Here is a 24,487-nt window from a genome sequence, read left to right on the forward strand (position 1 = left end):
CTAGTCCCGTAGCCACAGTTTAAATCGGCTGTGCTGCTGAGCGCGGCGCAATTTCACCAAATCACCCTGTATCGATTCGCCAGCATCCCTGATGCCGCTAACCTGCCAGCCTCGTCTGCGCGAGACCTTTGCTGCCAACAGCAGGCTTGCTGCAAGAGAAGAATCGGAATAGTCACCGGTCATGGCCGCGCGCACTGCTTGCGCGTTTTGCGTGGCATTGGCTGCGCCAGTTTCGCCGCCAGCCGGTTGCCCGCTACTGGCGCCTGAGGTGGGCGCATTATCAGGCAATTCCTCGGGTGATTCAATTTCTTCCGGATCATCCACGACATTGCCATCACCACCGCGCATATTAGCCAACGGCGCCAGCGGTAGATTCAACAGAAACTCCTGCAGCTCTGCATCGGATAAACGCGACAGCTCTTCACCGTTCAGCAATGGCGTCAAGCTCAGGGCGCGGTCAGTGCGATCAACCGATCGCTCTGAAACTGCGTAGTCGAAAACCACACCCGCACTACCGTTAACACCCGCCAAAGGATCGTCTTCATCATAGAGATCGAACAGGCTACCGGATATCGCTTCCAAACCGGTGGGGTCAGAGGCCACCAACAGCACTTCGAACAGCGAGTTATCAAGAATGCGAGCATAGTTACCGACAATCACATCATCGCTGAAATCACCGTCGAACAGGTCTCTACCGGCGCCACCCACCAGAATATTCTGGCCGGGACCGCCACGCAGGGTATCGTCGCCGCCCAGCAAAGGCTCTGTAGATTGCATATCCCTGATACCCTCAGCAGACACCTCGATCCTGACAAAGTCACCAAACAAGGCGTCGTTGCCTGCATCGCCCTCCAGGGTATCGCCGCCATTACCACCGAGCAGCATATCGTTACCTGTGCCGCCCGAGACCTGATCATTACCAAAACCACTGACGGTGGTAACAAAGCTACGCAGCTCTCCAGTCTCAAATCGGAACTCGCCAGTATCACCGAGTATCCAGTCAGAGTCATCGCCACCCACAATAGTATCGTCGCCATCACCGCCGATACCCAGATTATTACCTTTGCCAAGTGACAGCTGGTCCTTACCAGTACTACCAACTGCCGCGGAGATACTCTCCAGCAGACCATTGCGCCAGATGATTTCACCGCTGTCACCAAGCACCGCGTCATTGCCGTCACCGGTAGTGACACGATCATCACCGCCGCCAGCCACGACAATCGAATCACCGCCGCGGACAGTAATGATATCGTCACCCGGCGTCGCCGCCGTAGACACCAGCGATGCCAGCACGCCGTTAACATAGGTCAGCGTGCCGCCGTCGCCGAGCACCACGTCCTTGCCAGTGCCGGTCGTTATGGTGTCGCCACCGGTGGCTCCTACCACCACGTTATCGCCGTTGCCGCTATCGAGCGTGTCTGCAGCGCCGTTGACCAGATCCGTCACTGCCAGATATTCGATAACACCTGCCGCCGAGTACTCGATCAGGCCGTTATCACCGATAATATGATCCACACCGTCGCCGGTGGTGACCTTATCGCTGCCGGCTCCCGCCAGGATCACATTGTCGCCAGCAGCAATGGTGATGACATCGTCACCACCTGCAACCGCCGTAGATTCTGCCCGGGTCAAGACTCCGGCCGTATAAGCCAGCGTGCCACCATCACCCAGCACCGCATCACTACCCGTGCCGGTATCAATCTCATCACCACCAGCACCACCGGCCACAACATTGTCGCCGTCGCCGGCCACAATCGTGTCCATCGCGCCGTTATAGAGATCGGTGACCTCAACGGTTTCGATCACACCTGAATCGGAGTAGGTGATCACACCGTTGTCGCCGAGGATATGATCCACTCCGTCGCCGGTGGTCACTTCATCGGTCCCGGCCCCGGCCAGTATCACGTTGTCGCCATCGAGCGCTGTAATCACATCAGCGCCACCTTCGGGCGCCGTTGAGTCAGCAAGAGTGAGCACTCCATCGGTATAGATCAGAGTGCCACCATCACCGAGGATCTGGTGATCCCCTTCACCGACATCAATCTCATCACCACCGGCACCGCCAGCAATGCCTTTATCTCCGTCGCCAGTGAGAATGATATCGCGGGCGCCGTTGTCGAGGTCAGTGACCTCAACGCTTTCGATCACACCCGCATCGGAGTAAGTGATGACACCGTTGTCGCCCAGGATATAATCCACACCGTCGCCGGTAGTGACTTCGTCAGTTCCGGCTCCCGCCAGAATCACATTGTCGCCATCAAGGGCGGTGATGATATCGTCACCACCTTCAGCAGCCGCGGATTCGGCGCGGGTCAAGACTCCGGCGGTATACGCCAGCGTGCCACCATCACCCAGCACCACATCACTGCCCGTGCCGGTATCAATCTCATCACCACCAGCACCACCGGCCACAACATTGTCGCCGTCGCCGGCCACAATCGTGTCCATCGCGCCGTTATCGAGATCGGTGACCTCAACGCTTTCGATCACACCCGCATCGGAGTAAGTGATGACACCGTTGTCGCCCAGGATAAGGTTCGCGCCGTTGCCAACAGTGATAGCGTCGCTACCGGCCCCGCCGATAATGACATTGTCACCGTCCGCTGCAGTGACAGTATCGTCACCGCCCTCATCGTCGCTGCTGCGCAAACGGATGAGCACCCCGTTGAGGTAATCGGCCTGGCCATGGTCAGCAAGTATCACATTATTGCCGTTACTCGTATCAATACGGTCGTTGCCCAAGCCGCCAATAATTATATTATCGTCAGCCATGTCAGAGATAATGTCGCGTTCGTCAGCGCTAGACGCACTGGCGACAGTCGCAGCCAATAACCTACCGTTTCCATCTCGCAGGCCAGCCGCCACCAGGCTATTGCCGGCGGCGTCCAGTACGTCGCCGTCATCGCCGAACAGAATATCCCTGCCCAGCCCACCGTCTATGGTGTCCGTCCCGCCCAGACCGCGGATCAGGTCATCACCGGCATCACCAAACAGGACATCGTTACCTTCGTTACCAAAAATGAGGTCGTTACCATCATCCCCGTGAATAGTATCTAAACCTTTATTGCCCTCTATAACGTCATCACCCCGGCCACCGAAAATCGTGTCATCACCTCCGTTGCCAAAAATGGTATCACTATCATCGCCACCATCAATAAGATCGCCAGATTCAGAGCCGTAGATGAAATCTTCGCCCTTATTGCCCAACAGCTCGACACCAAATAATGCAGCTGTGGCATCCAGAATATCGCCATCGTCCTCGCCGTCCAGCGTCAGGCTGCCCCCTGCAACAGGCGTGAAGGCACCTACTGTCATTTGATCAGCACCTTTGCCTCCACGAACGACTGTCGTGGTATCCGCCAGTAAGCCGTTCACAGTGACTTCATCTTCGCCTTCACCCAGATTAATCTCGAAGGGATCCGAAGTGGTGTCTCCTGCCAGATAGATATCTCCGGTCGCAACACCCGAAATATATTCATAAGTTCTACCACCGAGTTCAATAATATCGACAGTGACAGAATCAGCTACCAGCGAACCCGAATCATCAATAGAAATGGTATTGGCGCCCTCCCCGGCGTCAATAACCAGGGAAGCAATAACGCCCGAAGCTTCATTGTTTTCATCACCGATAACAACGTCATCCGCGCCGGCTCCGGTATTAATGGTGACGCGCGCAGCCTGCTGGCCTAGCGTATCGCGTATCTCTACATCATCGTTCTCCTGACCCAGATTGATCTCCAGAGATTCCAGGTCCTCATAGCCCACGTGAATACCTGCTGTACTGCCCCAGGTGAAAGAGGTCACTTTTATTGAATTACTTTCCTCAACAACCTGCAGAACAGCATTTTTGGATGGTAGCTGTTCATAAGGCTCTGGCGGTATATAAGGCACAAATTCAGAGTTATCCTTATCTTCCTGCCGCTCGAAGCTAACCTCATAGGTTTCAAGGTAAGTTTCAAGGCGCCTTGCCATGCCCCCGCCAACAAAGGATTCCGCCGCATTTTGACCGCGTTCCTGAGTGAGCACATCAACGGTTACCTGGCCCAGAGCCTTCAGCACGAAAAACTTTGCGCTGATGCTGTCCTTGTAGCCATCGTATTCAGCTTTGGAGGCGGCATTCGCTAATCCCGCTGCGACCGCAGTCTCGTCGTAGAGCGTATATAAAGCATCCAGATCGTCTCGATCAATGTTGGCTGCATCGACACGCTCTTTTGCGCGCTGCTTCTTCTCACCAAGATTGAGGATCAGTGCCTCCGCCGCGACGTAACGTTCATCATAGCGGTACTGCAACTGGATGGTCTCTGTATACCACCAGTAGTCAACAGGCTTGGTATATTCAAGCCTTAGCTTCGGAACCAGTTCGTTCCGAGCCTTCACCGCGTCGGCATAGGCGGCATCAAACAAGCCCTGCTGAATGATATTGATCAGCACCGGACGCAAAATATCGCGATCGTCAGCTTGCAGTGACTTAGCCATCGCAGTGAAGCGAGTCTCCGCCGTAAGCGAATCAATATAATCCGGATTGTTCTCAACGAAAAAGGCCAGGTTCTTCTGCACCTCGAGGAAATCTTCGGCGAAATCCTCAAGATCAAAGCCATCCTCTATTGCGGTGACAAATGCGCCAAAACGATCCGCGTATATATTGATGTTGTTGACTTCCCTAATGGCATCTACCGCGGCCGTGGAAAGCTCTCCTGCTAAATAGCGGTCGCTGTACGCCGCGAAATTCTCCACGAGAAGATCGGCCGTTTTATAAGTTCCCAGAGCAGCTGTATACCCCGCAGAGGTGTATTGGGCTTTCAGTGTTTCGTAATCATCACTGCTGCTACCTGAAGCTTCTATTGCCGACTCATGGGTAGCAATATCGCCCATGAGGTCTTTAAGGTCAGCTAGCAATTCTGACAAGCCATTCTCAGTGCTAGCTGCAAGGTCAGCGTATACCGCAGATTTTACAAAGGCCGCTTCCGCACCCAAATCCTTATCCGCTAACGTCTTGTTTTCCGGATTCAGCGCGTCTATCAGTGAAGATAGCTCATCAATGACCGCGGTAAGTTCTACCTGGGTAATATCACCATCTCTAGCATTTTCGACTGCCGAGGCCAGATCGAGAATCTGCTGATGATAGTCGGTGGCGAAAGCAGCGCCCGGGGCCAACGCATCTACCTTGGCCTTAATTTCAGGGGACAGGGACACCGCGTCCAGATTCACAAGGGGATTTGACAAACCCAGATCAAAATTCAAATCTACCTCTGAGATCTTTTTGATCAGGTTAGGATCCCGCCAATTCCCCGGAGAGTCGAACTCAAAGCCCCTAATACCCTTATCATTCTTGTAGGTCGTGTAAATTGCATTTAGGTTATCTATATCCAAACCATCTCGTTTTTGTAACAAGGTGGAAAAAATAGGTGATGTACCTGTGTATTCAGCCTTGGCCTGGTCGTATATTTGCCCCAACGCATAAAGATAGTTGCGCACAACGGAATCGTATCCAGTCTCCTTCTCGATCTCATTAACCAAATATAATTCTATTTTGTCCTCTGGGTCTAAAAATCCGCCGTTGATTCTTTGTGTTTTGTTGCTGAACGAATTTTTTATTAGCTGCTCCAAAGACCCGTCTACAAAATCCTTGATGCTGCCCGCTACCTGATTGCGACTCGTAGGGTCAGAAACACCCAAAAAGGAGAAAAACGCTTTCATTGCATCGTTTACTCCTTCGCCGCTATTGGTAGTGTTGGCATCCCTCCAACTAACCCAGCTTGCCAGGTTTGAGAAGAACCCTTCTACCCGCGTTATACCCTCCACCAGACCATCTGTGAAGCTGCCACTAGCACTGGCCGAGCTATCGGTAATCTGTCTGTAATTTGGTACGGCCGATGAAACGGCATCGCCAATGGCGCCGAAGAAACTTCCTACAGAATCGACCTTTCTGGTCTCGAACGTCCAATAAAGTTCAACGTCATATTCAGTGTATTTCTGCTCAGCACGTAATCCCGAATCACTCAGCGTTTGGAGAATCTGGTTGGCTATGGAGTTAGCTTCAACCCCGTCACCTTCATAATACCTGGCGCGAACATAGAGTTTGACCTGGTTCTCCAGAAGCTCTCGGTCTTTCTCCCTCAGTAACGTCTCTGTCTCTGCAATAGATGCATCAAGCTTAGCGCCTAAAGTAGACACCACATCATCGAGTCGACCCAACAACGAATCAGCTACTTCCGTTACCAGCGTGTTCAGAGTCGCCAGTTCCATATCCAAAGCAAGCTGCCCCACGGCAACAGACTCCACCTTCAGGGCTTCAGCAAGCGCCAAGTTTTCGGCGTCTGTAATCCCGGTTAAGCCGAGAATATTCGTCAGGCTATTCAGCTCTTCAAAGCTGGTGGTGTGTTGCAGCCAATTCTGGTTAACGAGGAAATCTTTGCCGATGTCGCTGTTGGAATCATCAACAATGATCTGATCATTACCCTGATCGCCAAACAAATAGACACTAGACCCAATACTATCCAGGACACCCATATCACCGACCTGAATAATGTCGTCGCCAAAGCCACCATGAACAACCGTCTGGGCCGCTGTGCGCTCAATGAATATCTTGTCTTCATCCGAGCTTCCCTCAACATTGAGGATGCCATGAAATAGTCCATTATTAATAACAAGCTTCTCTTCCAACACTCCTTCGCTGACCTTGATCGTCGCTTCATTTACATTAGCAAAGTAAAGCAGACTGTCACTCGTATCCGCCGCCAAAGTGCTATAGAAACTCCGGTCTATTACAGGGCCATACACCACCGAGTTCGCAGCAATGGTGATATCGACAGGATTGGCGGTAGCAAACGTTATCGCTTGTAAATCGCGAGCCGTAGCACTAACACCATTAGCGATGTATGCCTTATCAATATGTGTCGCCACAAAACCAACATTATTGTTTTCGCTGTCTTTCACAGAGATAAGCTCATAAAGGTTTTGCGTGCCTGTATCGACAGTATTCCACTCCAGCGTAAGGCTGGCCGCCTCTGCGAACGAATTTAGCTGCATATAGATGGATTCTGCGGAACTTGTAGTGCTATCTAGTTCATAGTAAACAGTCCCGGCTTCCATCGTCAGCATTGCCGTTTCAGCTCCAACTAATGCGGCCAAACTCTGAATAAACGAGTTATCTACATCGCGATCATAGTCGCTCAAATAGTCTTCGGCCTGAGAGTAGAGAGCCTCTTGTATAGATTCAATTACAGCAGTCCTTGTAGCAATCAGTGAAGGTGAATCGTCGGCTGAATTCTGTGCTGATAGCGGGTCTAAGGCCCAGCCCACTAAATCACCGATGCCGGTTGAAACCAATGCAAGCGCGTCTCGATCAAAACTGGGGATTACTGCATTTGCTGCAACCGTAATATCTATAGGATTAACGGTATTGAACGCAACCGACAGCAGATCGAAATAAGTAGTGCTCGTAGTGCTGGTGCTAGACTCAAAGAACTCAAACTCGCGATTCACTGCTGAAAATTGAATATCATTACCGTCCTGTTTAATGGAGACCAGCTGGTACAAGGTGTCACTGCGGGTTGGATCGGGGTGCTCTTCTTCAACCCACTCCAGAACAAGCCCTACTTCTGCGGCGAACTCAGTTAGCTGGTCGTATACTGACTTAACCGTAGTAACCGTAATAGAATCCAGGTCAGGAGCTGTTTTACTGACGCCGTTATCGAGGTATACCGTCTCACTATATGTGGCATCGAAGCTAACATCATTGCCATCCAGATCCTTAATAGATACTAGCTCATAAAGAGTTTCTACAGGTGTTTCGACACTATCCCATTCCAGTGTAAACCCTTCGTTAGCGGCATAGTTTTCCAACTGCGTATAGACAGGGACGGGGCTACTGGCATCAGACTCAAAACTGGAAGTACTGTTCAGTTTGGGCTGTATCGAGTAATAGCTAAGATCAGCGCCCATATTCAAATTAACCGGTGGCTGACCATCCTGAAGTTCTGCAAGCTGCTGAATCAGGCCCGAATCATAGTAGCGATCAAAAAAGCGGATGTACTCCTCAGCTTGGGCATAGATACTCGCTTGTATTTCAATCGCAATCGGAGAATCATTAGTTAAAGCCCAATCAGTTAGATCACCCTCGCCGCTACCTGCAGTAACTAGTGAAAGACTGCTGCGATTAAAACTTAGATTCTTTTTCTTCAATTCGGTATCAGCTAAGACCAAACCACTACCACCCAGTTGGTGATCAAAAATAACCTCATCATGCAGCCCGGTACCAGCATCGATAATGACCGGCGACTTAAACGCAGCAATATCATAAGAAGCATTCATCATCTCCCGACGAGTGCGGGCAGGCTGCTCAACAACAAACGGCAATATGGCGCCTGTACGCAATACATCAAAAAATGGCAGGCCATCAATTTCTTCAACTTCTACATAATTACCGTTCGAATCCCGGTAGACATAAAATTTCTCAACGTAAGAGTAATATTGGTTAAAACCCGCCGGGAATCTCAGATCGAAGGTTTGCGCTTCTCCTCCGACATAGACAGTATCGCTACCTGTGCCAGTTTTGACATAGAAGTCACCGATAGTGCCCATGTCAACTCCATAGAGATAGACGGTGTCATCACCCCCACCCGTCAAAAGCTGGATGCGCTCTATATTTACTAAATCTTCTAACTTAACACCGGCGCCATAGACCACTTGCTTGCCATCTTGATCGACATATACATAAAAAGTGTCGCTTAGCGCTGTACCGACAATGGCGACAGCATCAAAGCCGGCACCACCATCAATATTGATACTGGCATTTTCGACATACACAAGCGTATCAATATCAACTTCACGAGTATCAACAACCCCTTCATCAGCTGCACCCGGGTTTAAGGTGGCACTGACATTTGCCGTACTGGAGGCAACCGTGGAAAGCACTTTCTCTTCATCTTGTGTTAACAACGCCTTAATAAAGAAGGTATCGTCACCGTTATCACCAAACAGATTAATTTCGGCAATATTATGGTTTACTTCAAAATAGTCATTGCCTTCACCACCAAAGAAATTGGTATTCGGAAAACTAACACCGTCGGTAATTTGAGTAACGATAGTAATAATCTGTCCTTCAGCTAAAACCTCATCCGTATCTACCACCGAGCCGATAAAAAACTGATCGTTGCCTTCGCCACCAAAGACATCAATGCGCGCAGACGTGCTATCTGAGATGAAGGTATCGTTGCCCTTGCCGCCAAACACCACCACAGACTCTACCGACCCATAGTTAATAACCTGAAAATTCAGACCGACCTTAATCTGAGTATCCTTAACTTCAAGCAGTGCTTCTTCATCATCCGTATTAGTTGATGAATAGTCACTGGTCGAATCAAAATGTCCTATAATCAGTCCGTCACCCAAGCCTAATTCACTATCAAAGACTCCGAATTCGCGCCACCTATCGTCGATAAGTTTGCGATTTGGATCTTCGCTAGCGTCATAGACAGTATCCAGTTGAATGGTGTCATCACCAGAGCTGCCAATAAATGTCAAACTATCTAATCCGGTGTTCCCGCTGTCCTTAATATTTAGAAATTGCTGGCCTGAGGAGGAGGCTGCCAATTCCATAAAGTAACTATCGCCACCAGAAGCACCATCAATCTCACCACTATCAGACCAATTGAAAATTTCAAATCGGTTTGCCGCATCAAAACCTGTCAACTTTGTGGATTCAAAAATATCGCCAAAACTTTCTACTTCGTTGCCGTACTGGAACTGCAATGATGAATCATCAATACGAAGTGAGGTATTCGACAGCCAAAAATAGGCATCTCGCGCTTCGATAAGCGTGTCAACATCGACGTAAGCGGGCACATCAAGAGCCTCGCCCGTGGCGGGGTCAATACTCGTCTTGGTATCAACATTGGCATCGTCAAGGATGTCCAGCTCATAAAACTCGTCTGTACCTGCATTTCCCGTAATATTGTCCGAGCCGGCACCACCGATAATAATGTCGTGATACCTGGAACCCAGGATGGTGTCGTGGTCATCTCCACCCAGCAAACGGAAATCGTAGACCACCTGATCATCGTTGCTTAGCCCTGGCTTTTCGCCAATGCTGGAAGCATCTATGGTGTCATCACCGCCCAAGGCTTGCAGCGTAAAGCGGTCATAATCGAGCTCCAGACCGCCAAAAGACAGTTTCATTGCCACAGTGTTTGTCGCAGCGTCTATGCGTTGAGCCTGGAGCAACTGCGTGGTTGATACTTCACCGTCATCAAACGGCGATAATAACGGCGAACGAAGTGAAGACAAGACATAGTTGTCCTGAACTTCGCGCCCATAAACATTGACTACATCCAGCAGATTATCGTCTATCTCTACTTGCACCTCTCCGAGCTTTTTGGTGATCGTGACAGTATTAAGGTCAGCGCTCCAAACCTCTCCGGTAGTCCCCGCAGGAATACCGTTTTCGTCAACAACTAGCGCATCTGTATTCAAAGTGATGGTTCTGACGCCACCGGTTTCACCATAAATACCTTTTAGTACGAAGGTATTGGCCACCGGGGCAGTTTCATCACGCTCCCAAACTCGCACCTCATTTTTTTCGTTCGTTACTGTGACCGTATTGCGGTCAGCACTCCAAACCTGCTCTGGCTCGCCCTCGGGCACACCCGCATCGTCGATTACCAACGCGGAAGCATCAAAAACACTGCTGCCACGAACTTCTGCCACACCGTCAGTGCTCACCAGCTGGAAAGTACCCGGTTCAGCCAAGCCCGTGTTATCGCGCTGCCAAACAGCAGTACTGCCGTTTGCCGCAACCGTGGTCACGGTATTCAGATCAGCACTCCATATCTCGTAGGCCGTCGAAGCCGGGAAACCGTTGGCATCAATAGCCAACTCAGTGTCATCCAAAACAATCGTGCTCGGGCTAACTAACGCGCCGTCTACACTCACTAAATCGAAGGTGTTAACGGCTCGCTGCCAAGTTTCAATTTTGCCGTCGAGACCCGTGACAGTGATGGTATTCCTGTCTGCACTCCAAATAGTATTCGGGTCAGCCGTTGAAAACGCATCTTCCGGCACAATTTGACCACCAACAGCAACGTCTCCATCAACGTTGGTTAGTTCGAAAGAAAGACTCGAAAGCCGCTGCCATATCTTGACCTGACCGTCATCGGAAGTAGTCTGTACCGTGTCGCGATCCGCACTCCATATCTGTCCTTCGATACCATCAACATAGCCTCTATTGTCGATCGTCAGACCCGTATAATCCAGGATAATGCGCTCAAAGTTAGTCGCGGTGCCAAAAGTGCTAACCAGATCAAAGGTGTTGGCAACGGTTGCAGCTGCATCTCGCTCCCAAACTCTGGAAGTGCCACGCTCATCAGTAATCGTGACGGTGTTACGGTCAGCACTCCAGCGCTGACCTAAAACTCCTTGAGGAATACCCGCCTCATCAATTATGAGACCAGTGTCGTCTATATAACGCGTCTTAATACTGACAATTTCATCGTCTACACTAGCCAACTCAAAGGTACCATCAGCGGCAGACCCGTCAGTTACCCTGCGCCAAACACTTTTAGTACTAATATCATCGTATCGATAGTCGCGGCTGACATTGGCGCCGACCTCGGTGAGCCCGGTGGTCTCAAGATCATAAATGTCAACGATATCCTTACCGCCAGCGGTATCGATATTGATGCCTTCCATATTGATCAAGCTAAAAGTGAACACCGCACCATCGCGCGTCCAGCTCAGATCTGCGCGATCGCTGTCCGTAGCATTCGTTTCAAGTTTAACGACATCGTCGCTGCCAGCATTGGCAACCCGCATGAAAGCGATTTCACCTTCTTCTGTCGGCTCGATACGGTCGTAGTTATAGCCGTCAACATTAACGAGGTCTCCCTCTCCCCCACCGTCCCACAACAAATCGCTGCCGTCACCCACATTCCACTGCAGAAGGTCATCCCCGCCCTGAGCGTAAATAGTATCGCTGTCCAAACCTCCCTTGATGCTGTCATCGCCGGCACCTGCTTCGATAAAGTCATCACCAGCGCCACCGCTAATAACATCATCATAGTCCGAACCGTAAATGTGATCGACGCCATCACCGCCAACAATAGCGTCATAAAATGCACGATCGAGCCCTGCGTCCGCTGGATTAGGGGTCGCCGTAGTCTCTATTCCATTTTGTTGATATCCATAAATAGTATCCGCGCCTCCCATGCCATAGAGGCGGTCACTGCCTGCGCCGCCCTCGATATAGTCAACGCCTGCATTACCAACGATAGTATCAGCGCCATCTTCACCGTACAGGAACGATGATGTATACAGAGCATCGACACCCTCCTTACTGGATATAGTGATCGAGTCGTCGTTGTCGCCCGCATAAACTTCTATAGAATCAAACGCATTATCATTGGCGATAATAGTGTCATTACCTTTTCCTGATCGCACCACCACGCTGCCCGTCAGCGCAACTCCGGCTTTGGAATTAATCGCAATCCGGTCAGCGCCATCACCCGTCTCGACAATAAGAATTTTGTCGCCAAGGCCTGTTAGCCGGAAATCATCGATTGCACTGTCATCAATGCCCGGATTACTAATGGCATTGACTTGATCAATTTCACTCGCCAGATAAACAGCAACAACGCCCTTCGCCTGAACTACAATAAAGTCTTCTTCATCTGCAAGAGCAAGAAGATTGCGTCCGTTAGAATCTGAAATCAGGAAGTTGTCACTGCTGCCCTGATTTTTCAACGAGTCAACATAGACATCCAGAATATTCGCACCTGTATCGTAATCATATTCTCTTAAGTCTTCTTCTGTTGCTTCGAGTAGCACAGCGCGATCCAGCTTGTCGACGCGAGAGACCTGATAAGAACCCCCCGCCAAGAAATCCAGAACTTCGACGTTATCAACAGTGGTAACGGTGGTAATAACGTCCGCATCGTCGATATCGCAGGTATATTCAAAGGTTTCAATAACCTCATTGATAAAACGCTCGCTCCAATCTATCGAGAACAGGCCAAGGTCTACTTCCAGGTACGCTTCAAGAAATGCAGTAAGTACGCCTGACATATCAAACAAACACTCCGGACCATGAGCAAGGCGACCCAGAATCTCATCACCATAAAATTTGCCGTCGCCAATAAATCTCCCATCAACTGCCTTGGCTTGATCATTTAGGTCAAAACCGATGGTGGCATTTAGACCACCTCTAACACCGGCTTCCGCTGCCCCCAAATCAATCTTGGCACCGGCACCAACTTCGAGCGATAGAATTACCTCAGGATTATCATAATCAGGATCATTTGGGTCACTCACATTCTCCAGTCCGTGATCATCCAAATAAAAGCCGTTGAATATATTTCCAATTGACTCAATAGCGTAGTCATCATCGGCCCATTCGTTAAAGCCCCTGGTATCAAAGCCAAAATCAAAATTGGTGATGGCGCCTATCTCTCCATACAGGAAACCTTGCAGCGGCCCAAAGATCGGGAAAGCGATTTCCGCCAAAAATTCAAGGTCGAGATCAGGCAGGTCGTAATAGAACAGGTCAACATTTTTACCCGTTAGCAAGCCCAAGACAGACATGGGATCTTCCAGAATCGGAATACTGAATGCCTTACCCTTGGTGGCCGCACTGGCGCCCCTGGGTCCAGTCTTGGATCCAAACTCATCGTTACCACCGGTGGGGCCCGAGACGAGGCTACTCAAATCAACGCCATCCTCACTGACGGTGACGCCACCGACCGAGCTCATTTCTGAGCCCGCGACATCATCTTCTGTGATTTCACCACCAGCAACCATATCGCCGGTAAGATTAAAGGTGCCGAAGTTAATACCTTCGCTGGTATTAAAGTCCTTCATTTTCAAGACAAACTCAATCGTCGAATCGAGAACTTCGAGCACTTTCTTTGCTGTATCAACGGTTTGACTGGGAAGCCGGATCCGCGCTAGGTCCAAAAGCGTAAATTGCGCTACGCCAAGATCCAACTCAAAGGTCAGCAAATCAACGACCGGTTTGAGCGGTTCAACGATGTCACCCAACACTTCAATGGTATCCCCAAGGAAACCATCTAAAACGGAACCGACATCAAGCGTTACATTCTCGAAGATCACTTCCGGCGCGCCAAAATCGACCGTAAATCCGCTATCGGTAGACAAACTGATTTCACCCAGATCATGGGTGTAGTGGAGAATGGTTGAAATACCTGGCAGAGCTTCACCGGCCGTGGTGTCAACCACAATGCCAAAATCCATATCTACGCCAATATTGGCGAGTACTGCCAGCTCAATTCCTTCGATACCTCCGGTCGACAACGTCCAGCGTCCATCCTGATTGGCATCAATAAGGTCAAGACCCAAATGGCCAGATATATGGCTGCCGACGATGTCATCTTCGCCATCCCCATCGAGATCGCCAATATTCAAGGCACTGTCATTAACGTCCTCAAGCTCTACGGCCAAAAACCCTAATGTAGCGCCCAGAGTAGAGCCCGATTTAATACCAGCGAGAATATCAAGACTGATTTCTTCACCGGCAACATTAACGCCAGAGGTATCAACAAACGCACCGACCTCGACAGTAGTACTGTCCAGCACACCGAGACCCAAGCCAAAACCCATCAGATAATCGATATGCGCCAAAAGTGTAGCGTCGGTCTCGAGGCTGAGACCTGGCATACCCGCAGAAAAGTCTATGTTCTGCGCACCTGAAACCAGCGTGCCGCCGAACATCAGATTGAACGTTACTAAACCATCCGGCAGGAATATCAACTGGATATCATCGGCCGTGTGATCAACCCTGTTCAGTATTTCAGAATCAATGTTTCCCGATTCATCGTATCGAAAAGCACCGTACTCATCCAAAACCGGCACCCTGAAAGCGAACAATTCGCTGTCTCCACCTTCATTAAGCGCAAGAAAGGCGGTGTACAATTCGTCGCGCAACAAGCTCAGCACACTGTCGAAAACAGATTCCCGGTCGGCCCAGGTTGTCTGCAACGTGTAGCCAATGCTCGGCGCTTCGCCAGCGTCAGGCGCAGCGTAAGTACCGCTCGGGGAAGCCGCGCCAAGGATATTGGTTCGCAGTCCGTAGAATGCGTTTGCCAGATCATCAAACGCCTCTCCACCAACCAGAGGTAGCTCAATTGCGTCTATTGAACTGGCCACACCATCTATGCCATCAAAAAATCCATCCAGCGCAGCCAACATGTTTTCTGGTTTGTCGAAATAGGCTATGAAAGCCTGTACCAGATCAAAATCGAGACTGATGCTGGGAAGAATAAATTCATAATTTGTCTGAAACTCAAGGTTCTCATTGAGTGAAAAGCCAGCATCCAGGTGCAGCGTGTGGTCATCCACGCCATCAGCATTGCGGTCAGTGTCAAAGCCACCCAGAGGCATTGATTCAAGCGGGAAGTACATGGGCAGATCTGTCTGGGCACTGCCAAACAACTCGGCCTGGAAGGCTCCGCCCAGTTCGCCGATATCAAGAATACCGTCACCGTCAGCATCAGCTTCCGGATCACCCAGATTGGCATAGAACCCAAGATTCAGACCGGCCGAGCCATCAATAATGGTCAAGCCCAAAGGAGGCAGGTCCACACCGGCAATAGAAGGCAGGTTAATGGCCAGGGTCGCATCAATATCGGGCAGGTAGCCCGAGACACCGGCCGATATCCCCGTATCCTGGTCGACGAACAGCTGTGGTTCGAATACGTTGCCAAGGTCAAACCCAAAGCCAATGTGCAGGTCAGCCTCAACATTCAGTTCTATTTGCGAGTCAAGTTGGATATCGAGCACTTCATCGAGCTCAAGGTCTATGCCCAGCCATTCGGCAAGGTCAAGATCATCAATATCAAGATTTAGGTCGTAGGCGAGTATGTCGTTTATGCCATCTGCGACGCCATCACCATCGACCCCGGTATCTGTATTGGGCGGTACCAGATACTCCAGATCGAAATCAAAAGTGAAGGCCGAATTGGCATAACTCATTGTGATGAGCTCAACGTCACTTGCCAAACCAAAGAAGGTACGCAGCTGGCTATTGAGCTGTTCTTCCAGCTCGCCGATATTGCGAGCGGTATCGCGTACAGTGCTGATTGCATCTCTTATACCCGCAGCAATGCTGACAGCACCATCGCCCAACACATCGGCAACACTCAAGCCGATCAATGGAACGTCATCGTATAAACTGCCGTCCCGCACCCGGTACTGGCTCAGCCCAACAATCCCGGCAGCGGCAGTAGCAGCATTAGTAACTGCTGTATTATCTTGGGGCGTAGCGTCGACGTCATCCAGCTGGAAAGTCTCGATTTCCGCATAGGCAGTAACCGTGAACACATCTATTATCCGCGCGCTTTGCGGGCCGCTTTCCACGCCGAGGAGCTGACTACCTGCACCGTCTTGCCACGCATAAACACGAGCGCTACCACCAGACTCAAGATCAATAACCTGACTCAGCTGTTCACCGTCAGTTCCCAGCACAGCTGTATAAAGAGCCTGCTCATCATTGTCATAAAGACTGACTGATTCAGCACTACCCCAACGCTCCTCATACACTGTCAGAGCATTGTCTGCCTCGCTTGCGAGCACAACCCTGTCCTGGCCGACCATACCGTCTACCAGGGTTTCGAGTGTTTCAAGAATCATGTCGAGCGAGATACTGCCAAATTCAACGAGACTGCTCATATCGGTGAATTTCAGTGTCGCTGGAATAGAAGCCAGCAACGAAGTTAATGAAGCGCCAGGCTGGAGCAGCGCACTTGAGGCAGAAATAAAACCAACGCCGTCGCTTATACCATCCAGAGCGCCACTCCAAGACACGGGCAGCACTACTTCATAGCGTGTACCCTCGCCCAACTCTGGCAATCCAATCAAGCTACCGGTCGTATCACTGACCAGATCGCTATAGCTTAATTTGCCATCGACGTTCATCCCGGCTGAGGCGTCCAGCGAAATAAGCGCATCATTTACAGCCAGACCGAATGGGCCCAAACTAACACCGAAGTCTACCGTCTTGACTAAAAGTCCATCAGCAACAGTCGACGCAACTTCTTCGTTGACGGTAATGGTTGTGGTGTCGCTATAGACGTTGTAAACAACGCTTTTTACGCTATATAAGTTGTCGTTTTCAGTTGAACCCGCAACAGAAAACCTGTCTCCCTCCTGGAACAGGCCAGTCGTAGAAATGGCGCCCGCTGTCGAAGGCACAAATTCATGATTTCCGGCGATAGTGAAGCTACCCTCCGGACCATCGGTGGCATCGATTATGGCCTGCTGCTCTTCTCCAAAATTGACGTGGGCATCAAGAGCCGGATCAAGAACATAGAACTCCCCATCGTTATCCAAACCAAAGGAAAAATTCAGCATCACATCAGCATTCAATGCCAGCGGCCTCGACTGAGTGGCTTCCAAGCCAAGATCAAAGGGCAGCTCTATCCCGTAGGCTGAGAAGTCGAGTTCCAAACTGGCAAGATCAAGGTCTAAGGCTTCACTGTAGCTTGCCAGTGTTATGGCAGCGCTGTAGCCCTGCGAGCTGGCATCGCGGGTGACCGAGATTGAATCATCACCCTGCAGGGCATTTAGCAAATCATTCGGGTTAGCCGCATCGCCAGCGCTATCAAAGTAGCCGTTGACGGTAGTGGAAAATTCGCTAACTTTACCTTGAATGACCGAGCCATACTGGCCGAAGCCACCCAGAATATCTTTCAGGTTTTTATCGACCAGGGGGATTGTAATGTCTGACAAATAGCTATCGAGCCGCGTACCAAAATTGGTACTCCAATCAGCAAGCGCGTTCAGGCCATTGACCAGTTTATCCTGTGAAGAGAGTGCGTTTGCATTTTCCGTCGAGGGATTAAGGCGCATACCAGCAGCTAATGTCGTATTCATCAGATCCGGCGTTACTTCAGATTCCGGGTGTGTAATACCCATCACATGACCCAGCTCATGCATCAACACGGTCATCAGATCGACGCCAGCGGGAGGCGTAACCGCTGCAAACTCAGTATCATCAAAGGGGGTCGCACCAATATACCACCCCGCCCCGGCTGCATTATCATCCAATGTTACCGTATAGGTATCCGTGTCGGCATCATAGGTACTGCCCGCCAACTGCCCCGACTCACCCGCGACAGCAGCAACAATATACTGAATATTGAAAGGCACACTCGTACCGTTGGGTAGTACCTGATTCCAGCGGCTAATCGCTTCATCAAGAACGGCATTAATGTCGCTGGCCCCTGCCGCTGTGATTGTAGCCGGCTCAGTTACAGTTGCAGGTGCAGTTGCCAGAGTAGCCGCTGCTGACGCCTGTAAAGCCAGAGACTGTGTATCTGCTGGTTGTAATGCAGGCACCGTCGTCGCCAGCAAGGTCCCCTCTCTTGCCTTCGGTACCAGTTGAAAAAATTCACCAATCGAGTCCTCTGTGGTTTTAGGAACAATAATCGTGAAATCCCCTTTGGCCACAACCTTGTTGGCCTTGCCATCCTCACTGGTCCAGCTATATTCGACCCAGCCATCAGCTAATGTCTTACCGTAACGGGGGACCGTGAGCTCGGAGAAATCCAGTACATCCGCCCCTCCCATGCCATAAACAACATCGCTACCGCTGTTATCGCTAAACGAAAAGGTGTTAGCGCCGTCATCCCCAATCAATACATCATCACCGTTACCGCTGACGATATTCTGGATATTCTTCAGCGACGCCACGTCGGCCAAACCCACGCCGTAGGGGCTGACAATATAGTTGGGGATGGCTTGCCCGCTAGTGAAAGTGATATCAAAGGAGCCGACTTGCCCAGCAACTGCTGTTACATCTGCAACCGGGCTTCCAAGATCTTCCAGCGCTGTCTTTACGTCATCTGCTGATGCGTCCCAGGGCAGCACAACAGAATCAAAGCCAGTATTCGTAGCAATAGATATAGTGAATGATCCCTCCGTGCCATCAATCACCAACCGTTGGCCGCGGCTATTCTCCAAAAATGCTACGGAACCCACCGCTCCCGCTGCCGACTCGACACTCAGTGCTAGCGCAGCTTCGACTGGCGTTATCGTGATAACGCCATTTTCATCGGTAGTTACGGAGTAAGATTCAGGAGCGATAGCATCCAGCGTCGATTGAACCTGCGCAGCATCCGCATCAAATCTCAAGGCTGTCGAGCTGAGCGTACCGTTATTCGAGGAGAGGGAATAGTAGCCACTATCGGCATTAACGGTTAACACACCGTCACCATCAATGGCCCCAGTTGTAGGTACACCCCCGCTTTGCAATCCGGGTGACAGGTTAACGCTTAACGCCGTTGGGCCCTGGTATACAATATGAAACAGTGCGCCGGTCTTGCCAATCGCTACCTCGTATATCTTATCGAGCGCATCGAGCGCAGCAGTTAAATCACTTACCGTCGCATCCCAGGCAATGGGTGCTGTTGTTTCAGCACCCACAGTGATCGAATAAAAGCCACTGGTTGCCTGCACGTCTAGATCGACGACCGATTGCATGCCTGCTGTCCCGGGTACTTCTGCATTTAGCAGACGTTCTGGGCGCACAAAACTTTGCACCGGATTTGAAACTGAATTTTGTGCCTTTAGAACAGGCATTGAACCCGGCGCGCTGGGAGTGATCTTTATGCTGTAGCCGCGATCAAGCTTGGTCACAGCGGCCGCAGCAATGGAATCGAATTTCTCCAATGCAGCTTTAACATCAGCTGCCGTTGCATTGATATTTAGGTCAGTAGTGGTACCCGTCTCCTCCGTGCTGGAATCATCAGTGAGGATAAATTTACTGGGAAACACCTGATTTAAAGTGAGCAGGTATATATCCCCCGCACCACTGGTATTAACTGCCGCTCCTATTTGCAGGTCGACAGTAAGATCAGAAGGGCGATCAAGATCTCTATTATCGGGATCTACAATCAGGTCGCCAAATGCGACAGTATTGCTACTGCTCTTCTTGTTCGGATCGGAGGGCTCATCCAAGCCCAGATTAACGTTACCCAAACCCCGCTGTGTTCCGTCGACGGTGTCAAAACCGCCCTGGCCAATGGTAAATATATTGTCCTCGCTATTACCAATAAGGATATCGTTCCCTCTGGACCCGATAACATGCTGAAGATTTGACACGCCATTATTGATCGGAGACAGATCGCCATTGCCTAACGGAATGATGTTGCTTAAACCGGCCGCTCGGCCACCCAATACGCCGGAAGCCTTGCCATATTCCACTACGCGACCTTCATAGTCGCCAATAATCGGGACACTAAACGGCGGTATCACCTGATACTCAATGCCCGCCGTGCCATTCACATTCACACTACCGGTGTAGTCGCTGTAATCCAGTATCAACTGACCGATCTGAACGTAGGTGATTACCCCGTCTAACCGCGCATCGCCATGGAATCTGACGGTGCTCTTATTTTCGCCCAGCATCAGGTTCTCAATGCCAGTCGCAATAATGTAGTTGGCACCGAACTCGGAGCTACTGCCAAATGTGGTGCCTGTAAGAGCCGTATTTCTAACAGTAATTAAATTGGCGCCAACACTAACCGAGGGAACCCCTGCGCCAAATGTGGAGAGCTCCTTATTCCAACGATCGACATTATCTGACGTCACGCTCCAGATATCGACAATGGTGTCACCAGAGTCCACCTTCCTTAAATCAAGCGTGTCGTAGCCAAAATTGAATGGGTCTACCCCTAGAACATTGAAAGTTGGCAGCTCAAAAACAGCCGCCGCGCCCCAGATACCACTGAAGGCATAGGTATCACCACCCGTTAAACCGGATAGCAGATGCACACCCGGCGCAAATGTCTGCTCACCAAGTCGGAGCTTGCCGCTGATTAATGAAGAGGTAACGGTGTTGGACAAAAATTTCGCTACGGACTTGCTGGTATCAGACCCACCGAGTTTACTAGCTGCCGACTCTGCAAGCTGACTGATTAAATTACCGCCTACGGTAAAGACGTTCTGTCCCAAAGAAGTGACGCCCGGAGACGCCACGGACGCAGACGCCTTTGCCAGCAGTGCCTCCTGGTAACCCAGCGAAGAACCCAGCAGGAGATTCACACCCGGGCCATAGGTGACGTTAGACATATTTTGCAAAATGCCGGTGAACCCGGTTTTAGCGCCCTCGCTGAACGGATTGCCCTTTTGGGCAATCTGGGAAAAATCGCCCTCCACCAGAGCAGTCATCACATCGTGCTTACGAACATCGCCATAGCGCACATACCAGCTATCTGCTCCGCTGGCATTAACTACGCGAAAGTCGGGGGGAAGATTGGAGTTAGCCGCATCTAACGCCGCTCTGATAGCAACTCTGGTATTCTCCTGTGACGGCCCGATATCAATGCCTTGCGTAATAACGCCATTGAAATTCAGCTGGAACTCGCTGACCGCGGGTTTGTTGCGAATGATCTTTTGTATCTCAGCTCTGGCCGCAGAACCATTATCGACGGTCAAGACAACTGCCTTGGCACCAGGAGCATCAGGTAGGGTTTTGGCCAAATTGCTAGAGTCAATTTCTAGCAAGGGCACTCCCATGCCCGCAGGGTCGACAAATTCGACCCGGAATGGAGAGCCAGGAGTTCCATCGCCAGTCACATTGACGGCGTTGATATTAGACAGGCCTTCCAGAGCAGCATCGATGCGACTTGAAGTAATTGGTGTGTCTAATGTGACAGTTGCTTTTTTCCCGCCGTAGCTGATTTCAAAACTACCGCTATCCGCGCCATTGAGATGGAAGGTCTGGATCATATTAACGGACTCTGTACCCGCCTCTATAACTCCAGTGGCATCAATGCTGACGCTATCACGATAGACGTTAACCTTACCAACGTTTGCAACGATGGCAGCGGTTGGTTTCGTGAGGTTGACGACATTATCGACCATCAACCTGGATACCTCACCCTGCACCTTAGCTGCAGCAAAGGTAATAACAAGGCCCGTTGTCGCATTACCCTCAACCGTCACACCAGCATCACCGAGCTTATCGTCTGCATTTAGTAAATCGGCAACGTGAGTTCTTAGCGTATCGCCGGTGTTATTTGTTACATTCACCGTCACTTTGCCGGCTAGACTCGCCAGCCCAGCCCGCTTGATTTCATAATTAAGATCAAACGTACCTGCGGTCGCGCCGTCCAGTATCAGCCTCTGCACCTGCGCCTTGTTGGTTGCATATTCTGGGTCGGCGGGATCTGCAGCTGCAGCTGCGATGACCACTGGCCCAGCGGAAGGGTCTTGCTCTCGGGCCTCTGCAGTAGCCTTAACATCAGTGACATCCAGTTTTACATTGGACGTGAATGCGATTTTGAACTTATTGTCTCCACGGTTCTCAACGCCAACCAACCGGAATGGCAACGTATTTACCTTGATCAGACTGGCGAGTTCAGATTCAAGCATATCCTCTGTCCAGTCGACTTTGGCTAAAGCCATTGTCGAAACAACGCCTCCTTGCACGGTCGTCAATTGCAACTGGTACTTCTCAACCAAAAGCGGATTTGGATTTGATCCAGCATCGGACAAAGCGCCCAGGTCCAGTATCAACTCCATACCGTTAAGGTCACTGTCAGGGTTGATCTCTTCGACCTCTGGGCTCACGAGAATAGCCAGCGGATCTACTTCAGCGAAGGTCAATGCCGCGTAATCAACACCCGGTGTCGTGAAAAGAATATCCCATTCACCGGGCTTTTCTCCTACACCTACTCTGACAAGGTTCGGCTGTCCGGCGACCCTGCCAAGCGCGGTGTCGAGTGCCGACTCTATCGCCTGTGCAACCTGCGCGGTGGTTTGACCTTTCAGGGCAATTTCAGCCGTTTTAGCGATCGCTTCCTCAGTAGCAGTTGCTGCAGCTTGCAAGGTAAATGAACCAAAATTTGCATCGGGAATAACCAGTCGTTGAATCTCATTACCAATACGAGCGTCGGCCACTTTATAAACGCCGACACTGCCCTGCGAAAAATTGGCAAGATTTGTATACAGCGGACTCGATGGCTGTGAACCGGAAAAGTCCACAGTATTGATCGTGCGGATATTGGGCAAATCAAGCTGGACCGCCTGCAATAGCACATTGATATCGGCAAGCGCCGTCAACGGCCTGAACCCCTTTTGCCCAATGAGGCTACCGGCAAAGCTGGTGCTACCGTCTATCGCAAATGTGTTGTTATTCAGACCGCCAAGCACGGTGGTATTGGCATCCACATGACTGATCACCACTTTGTCATAGGTGACCTTACCCCAGTAAGCATTCCACGCGTCGGTAACAAGTGAGTTGGCAAAAAATTGCGGCAGCGCATATTCTTTCTGGACTGTCAGCTGAGTATGACCCAAAGAGCCATTGGTAGTCGTGGTGATTATCGGCGTACCACCAACACCAGATGTAGCAACCAGTTGTTCGATATCTTTTGGTGCACTGAAGATTATGTCAAAAGTGCCGTCTACCTTGGTCTTCTTTACTGTGGCCTCACCTGCGCCCAACATGCCATCGATGGCATTCTGGATAGCACTGAGCGCAGCGGCGTTCGTTACTCCAGCTACACTAATCGCAGTGCTAGACTGCTCATCGCCTTTTTGCCTTTCCGTTATGGCTGCCACGCCGCCAGTCGGGTTGGTGGCGGTCATTAAAAGTTTGTCGCCATTTTCTGCAAACGTCACATCAAAGGCTTTGCTGTTGCCTTCAACGGAATTGACCACATAGCCGTCTGGTGGTGCCAGACCTGCCTTCGCATTCAACGCAGTCTCAATTGCAGAGCGCGTTGCTTCTGCATTGACCGAGCCATCAGCGTTGCTGACGATCACAATATTTTCTGTCGTAAGGTTATTGGTGTTAGCACCAGCCGCCTGGAAAGAGAGTGTAAAGCTTCCTGACGGGCTGCCATTCAGCAGCAAACGCTGCACCTCTTTCACTCCATAGTTCAAGGTAAAGGAGCTTGCCCCGTTCAGAGCCAACTTTTGCACCTCATTGGTGAAATCAACCTGCTCAAACTTGAACTCCATCGCCGCGCTGACATTGGAGAAGTCGAGCATGAGCGCGTGACCATTTGCCGCCGCGACGCTGGTATCGATATTCAATGCACCAAGATCTCTAAAATCATCAGGCAAGAGCGCCACCTTGGCAAGCTCACCCAGACTATTGAGGATGGTGTTGCCAAAGGTGAAGGTGTTGTCCGCATTGGCGGCGGCAATCGTTTCGATTCTGCGCAGACCACCACCTTTACTGCCATCATCAAGGGTGCCAATGACAGCGGAGACATCTGCATTGCCAGCCTTGACCAATTTATCTGCAATGACCGTCATCTCTGCGATATTGGTCTCACCAGGCTTGACGAAATGTATATCGAAACTTTGGCTATTGGCCGTGCCGCTGCCTGTCACTTCTACGATGTAATTGAGCGTTCCGGAGCCGATGATCCCAGTTAACTGGTTTAAAAATCCGGCTGGTTTAATCTTGTCCAGTGCTTCCTTGATAGCGTCTGCGGTTAGCGTCGGATCCGTACTATAAGTAATT

At 50.6% G+C, this 24,487-nt stretch carries 1 protein-coding gene (only partly in view); it reads right to left on the bottom strand.

All coding sequences use genetic code 11. From position 1 onward, the window contains the following. Nucleotides 1-24,487, bottom strand: the 3' portion of a protein-coding gene (locus EYC98_RS01905) for a DUF4347 domain-containing protein (protein ID WP_279243610.1). The gene runs 4,550 nt beyond the window's last position; 24,487 of the gene's 29,037 nt are visible here — the last part of the coding sequence; its start codon lies beyond the right edge, outside the window — the gene reads right to left on this strand; the stop codon is at nt 1-3.

This window comes from Candidatus Litorirhabdus singularis, assembly GCF_026262625.1.
GTDB classification, from domain to species: Bacteria; Pseudomonadota; Gammaproteobacteria; order Pseudomonadales; family Halieaceae; genus Litorirhabdus; species Litorirhabdus singularis.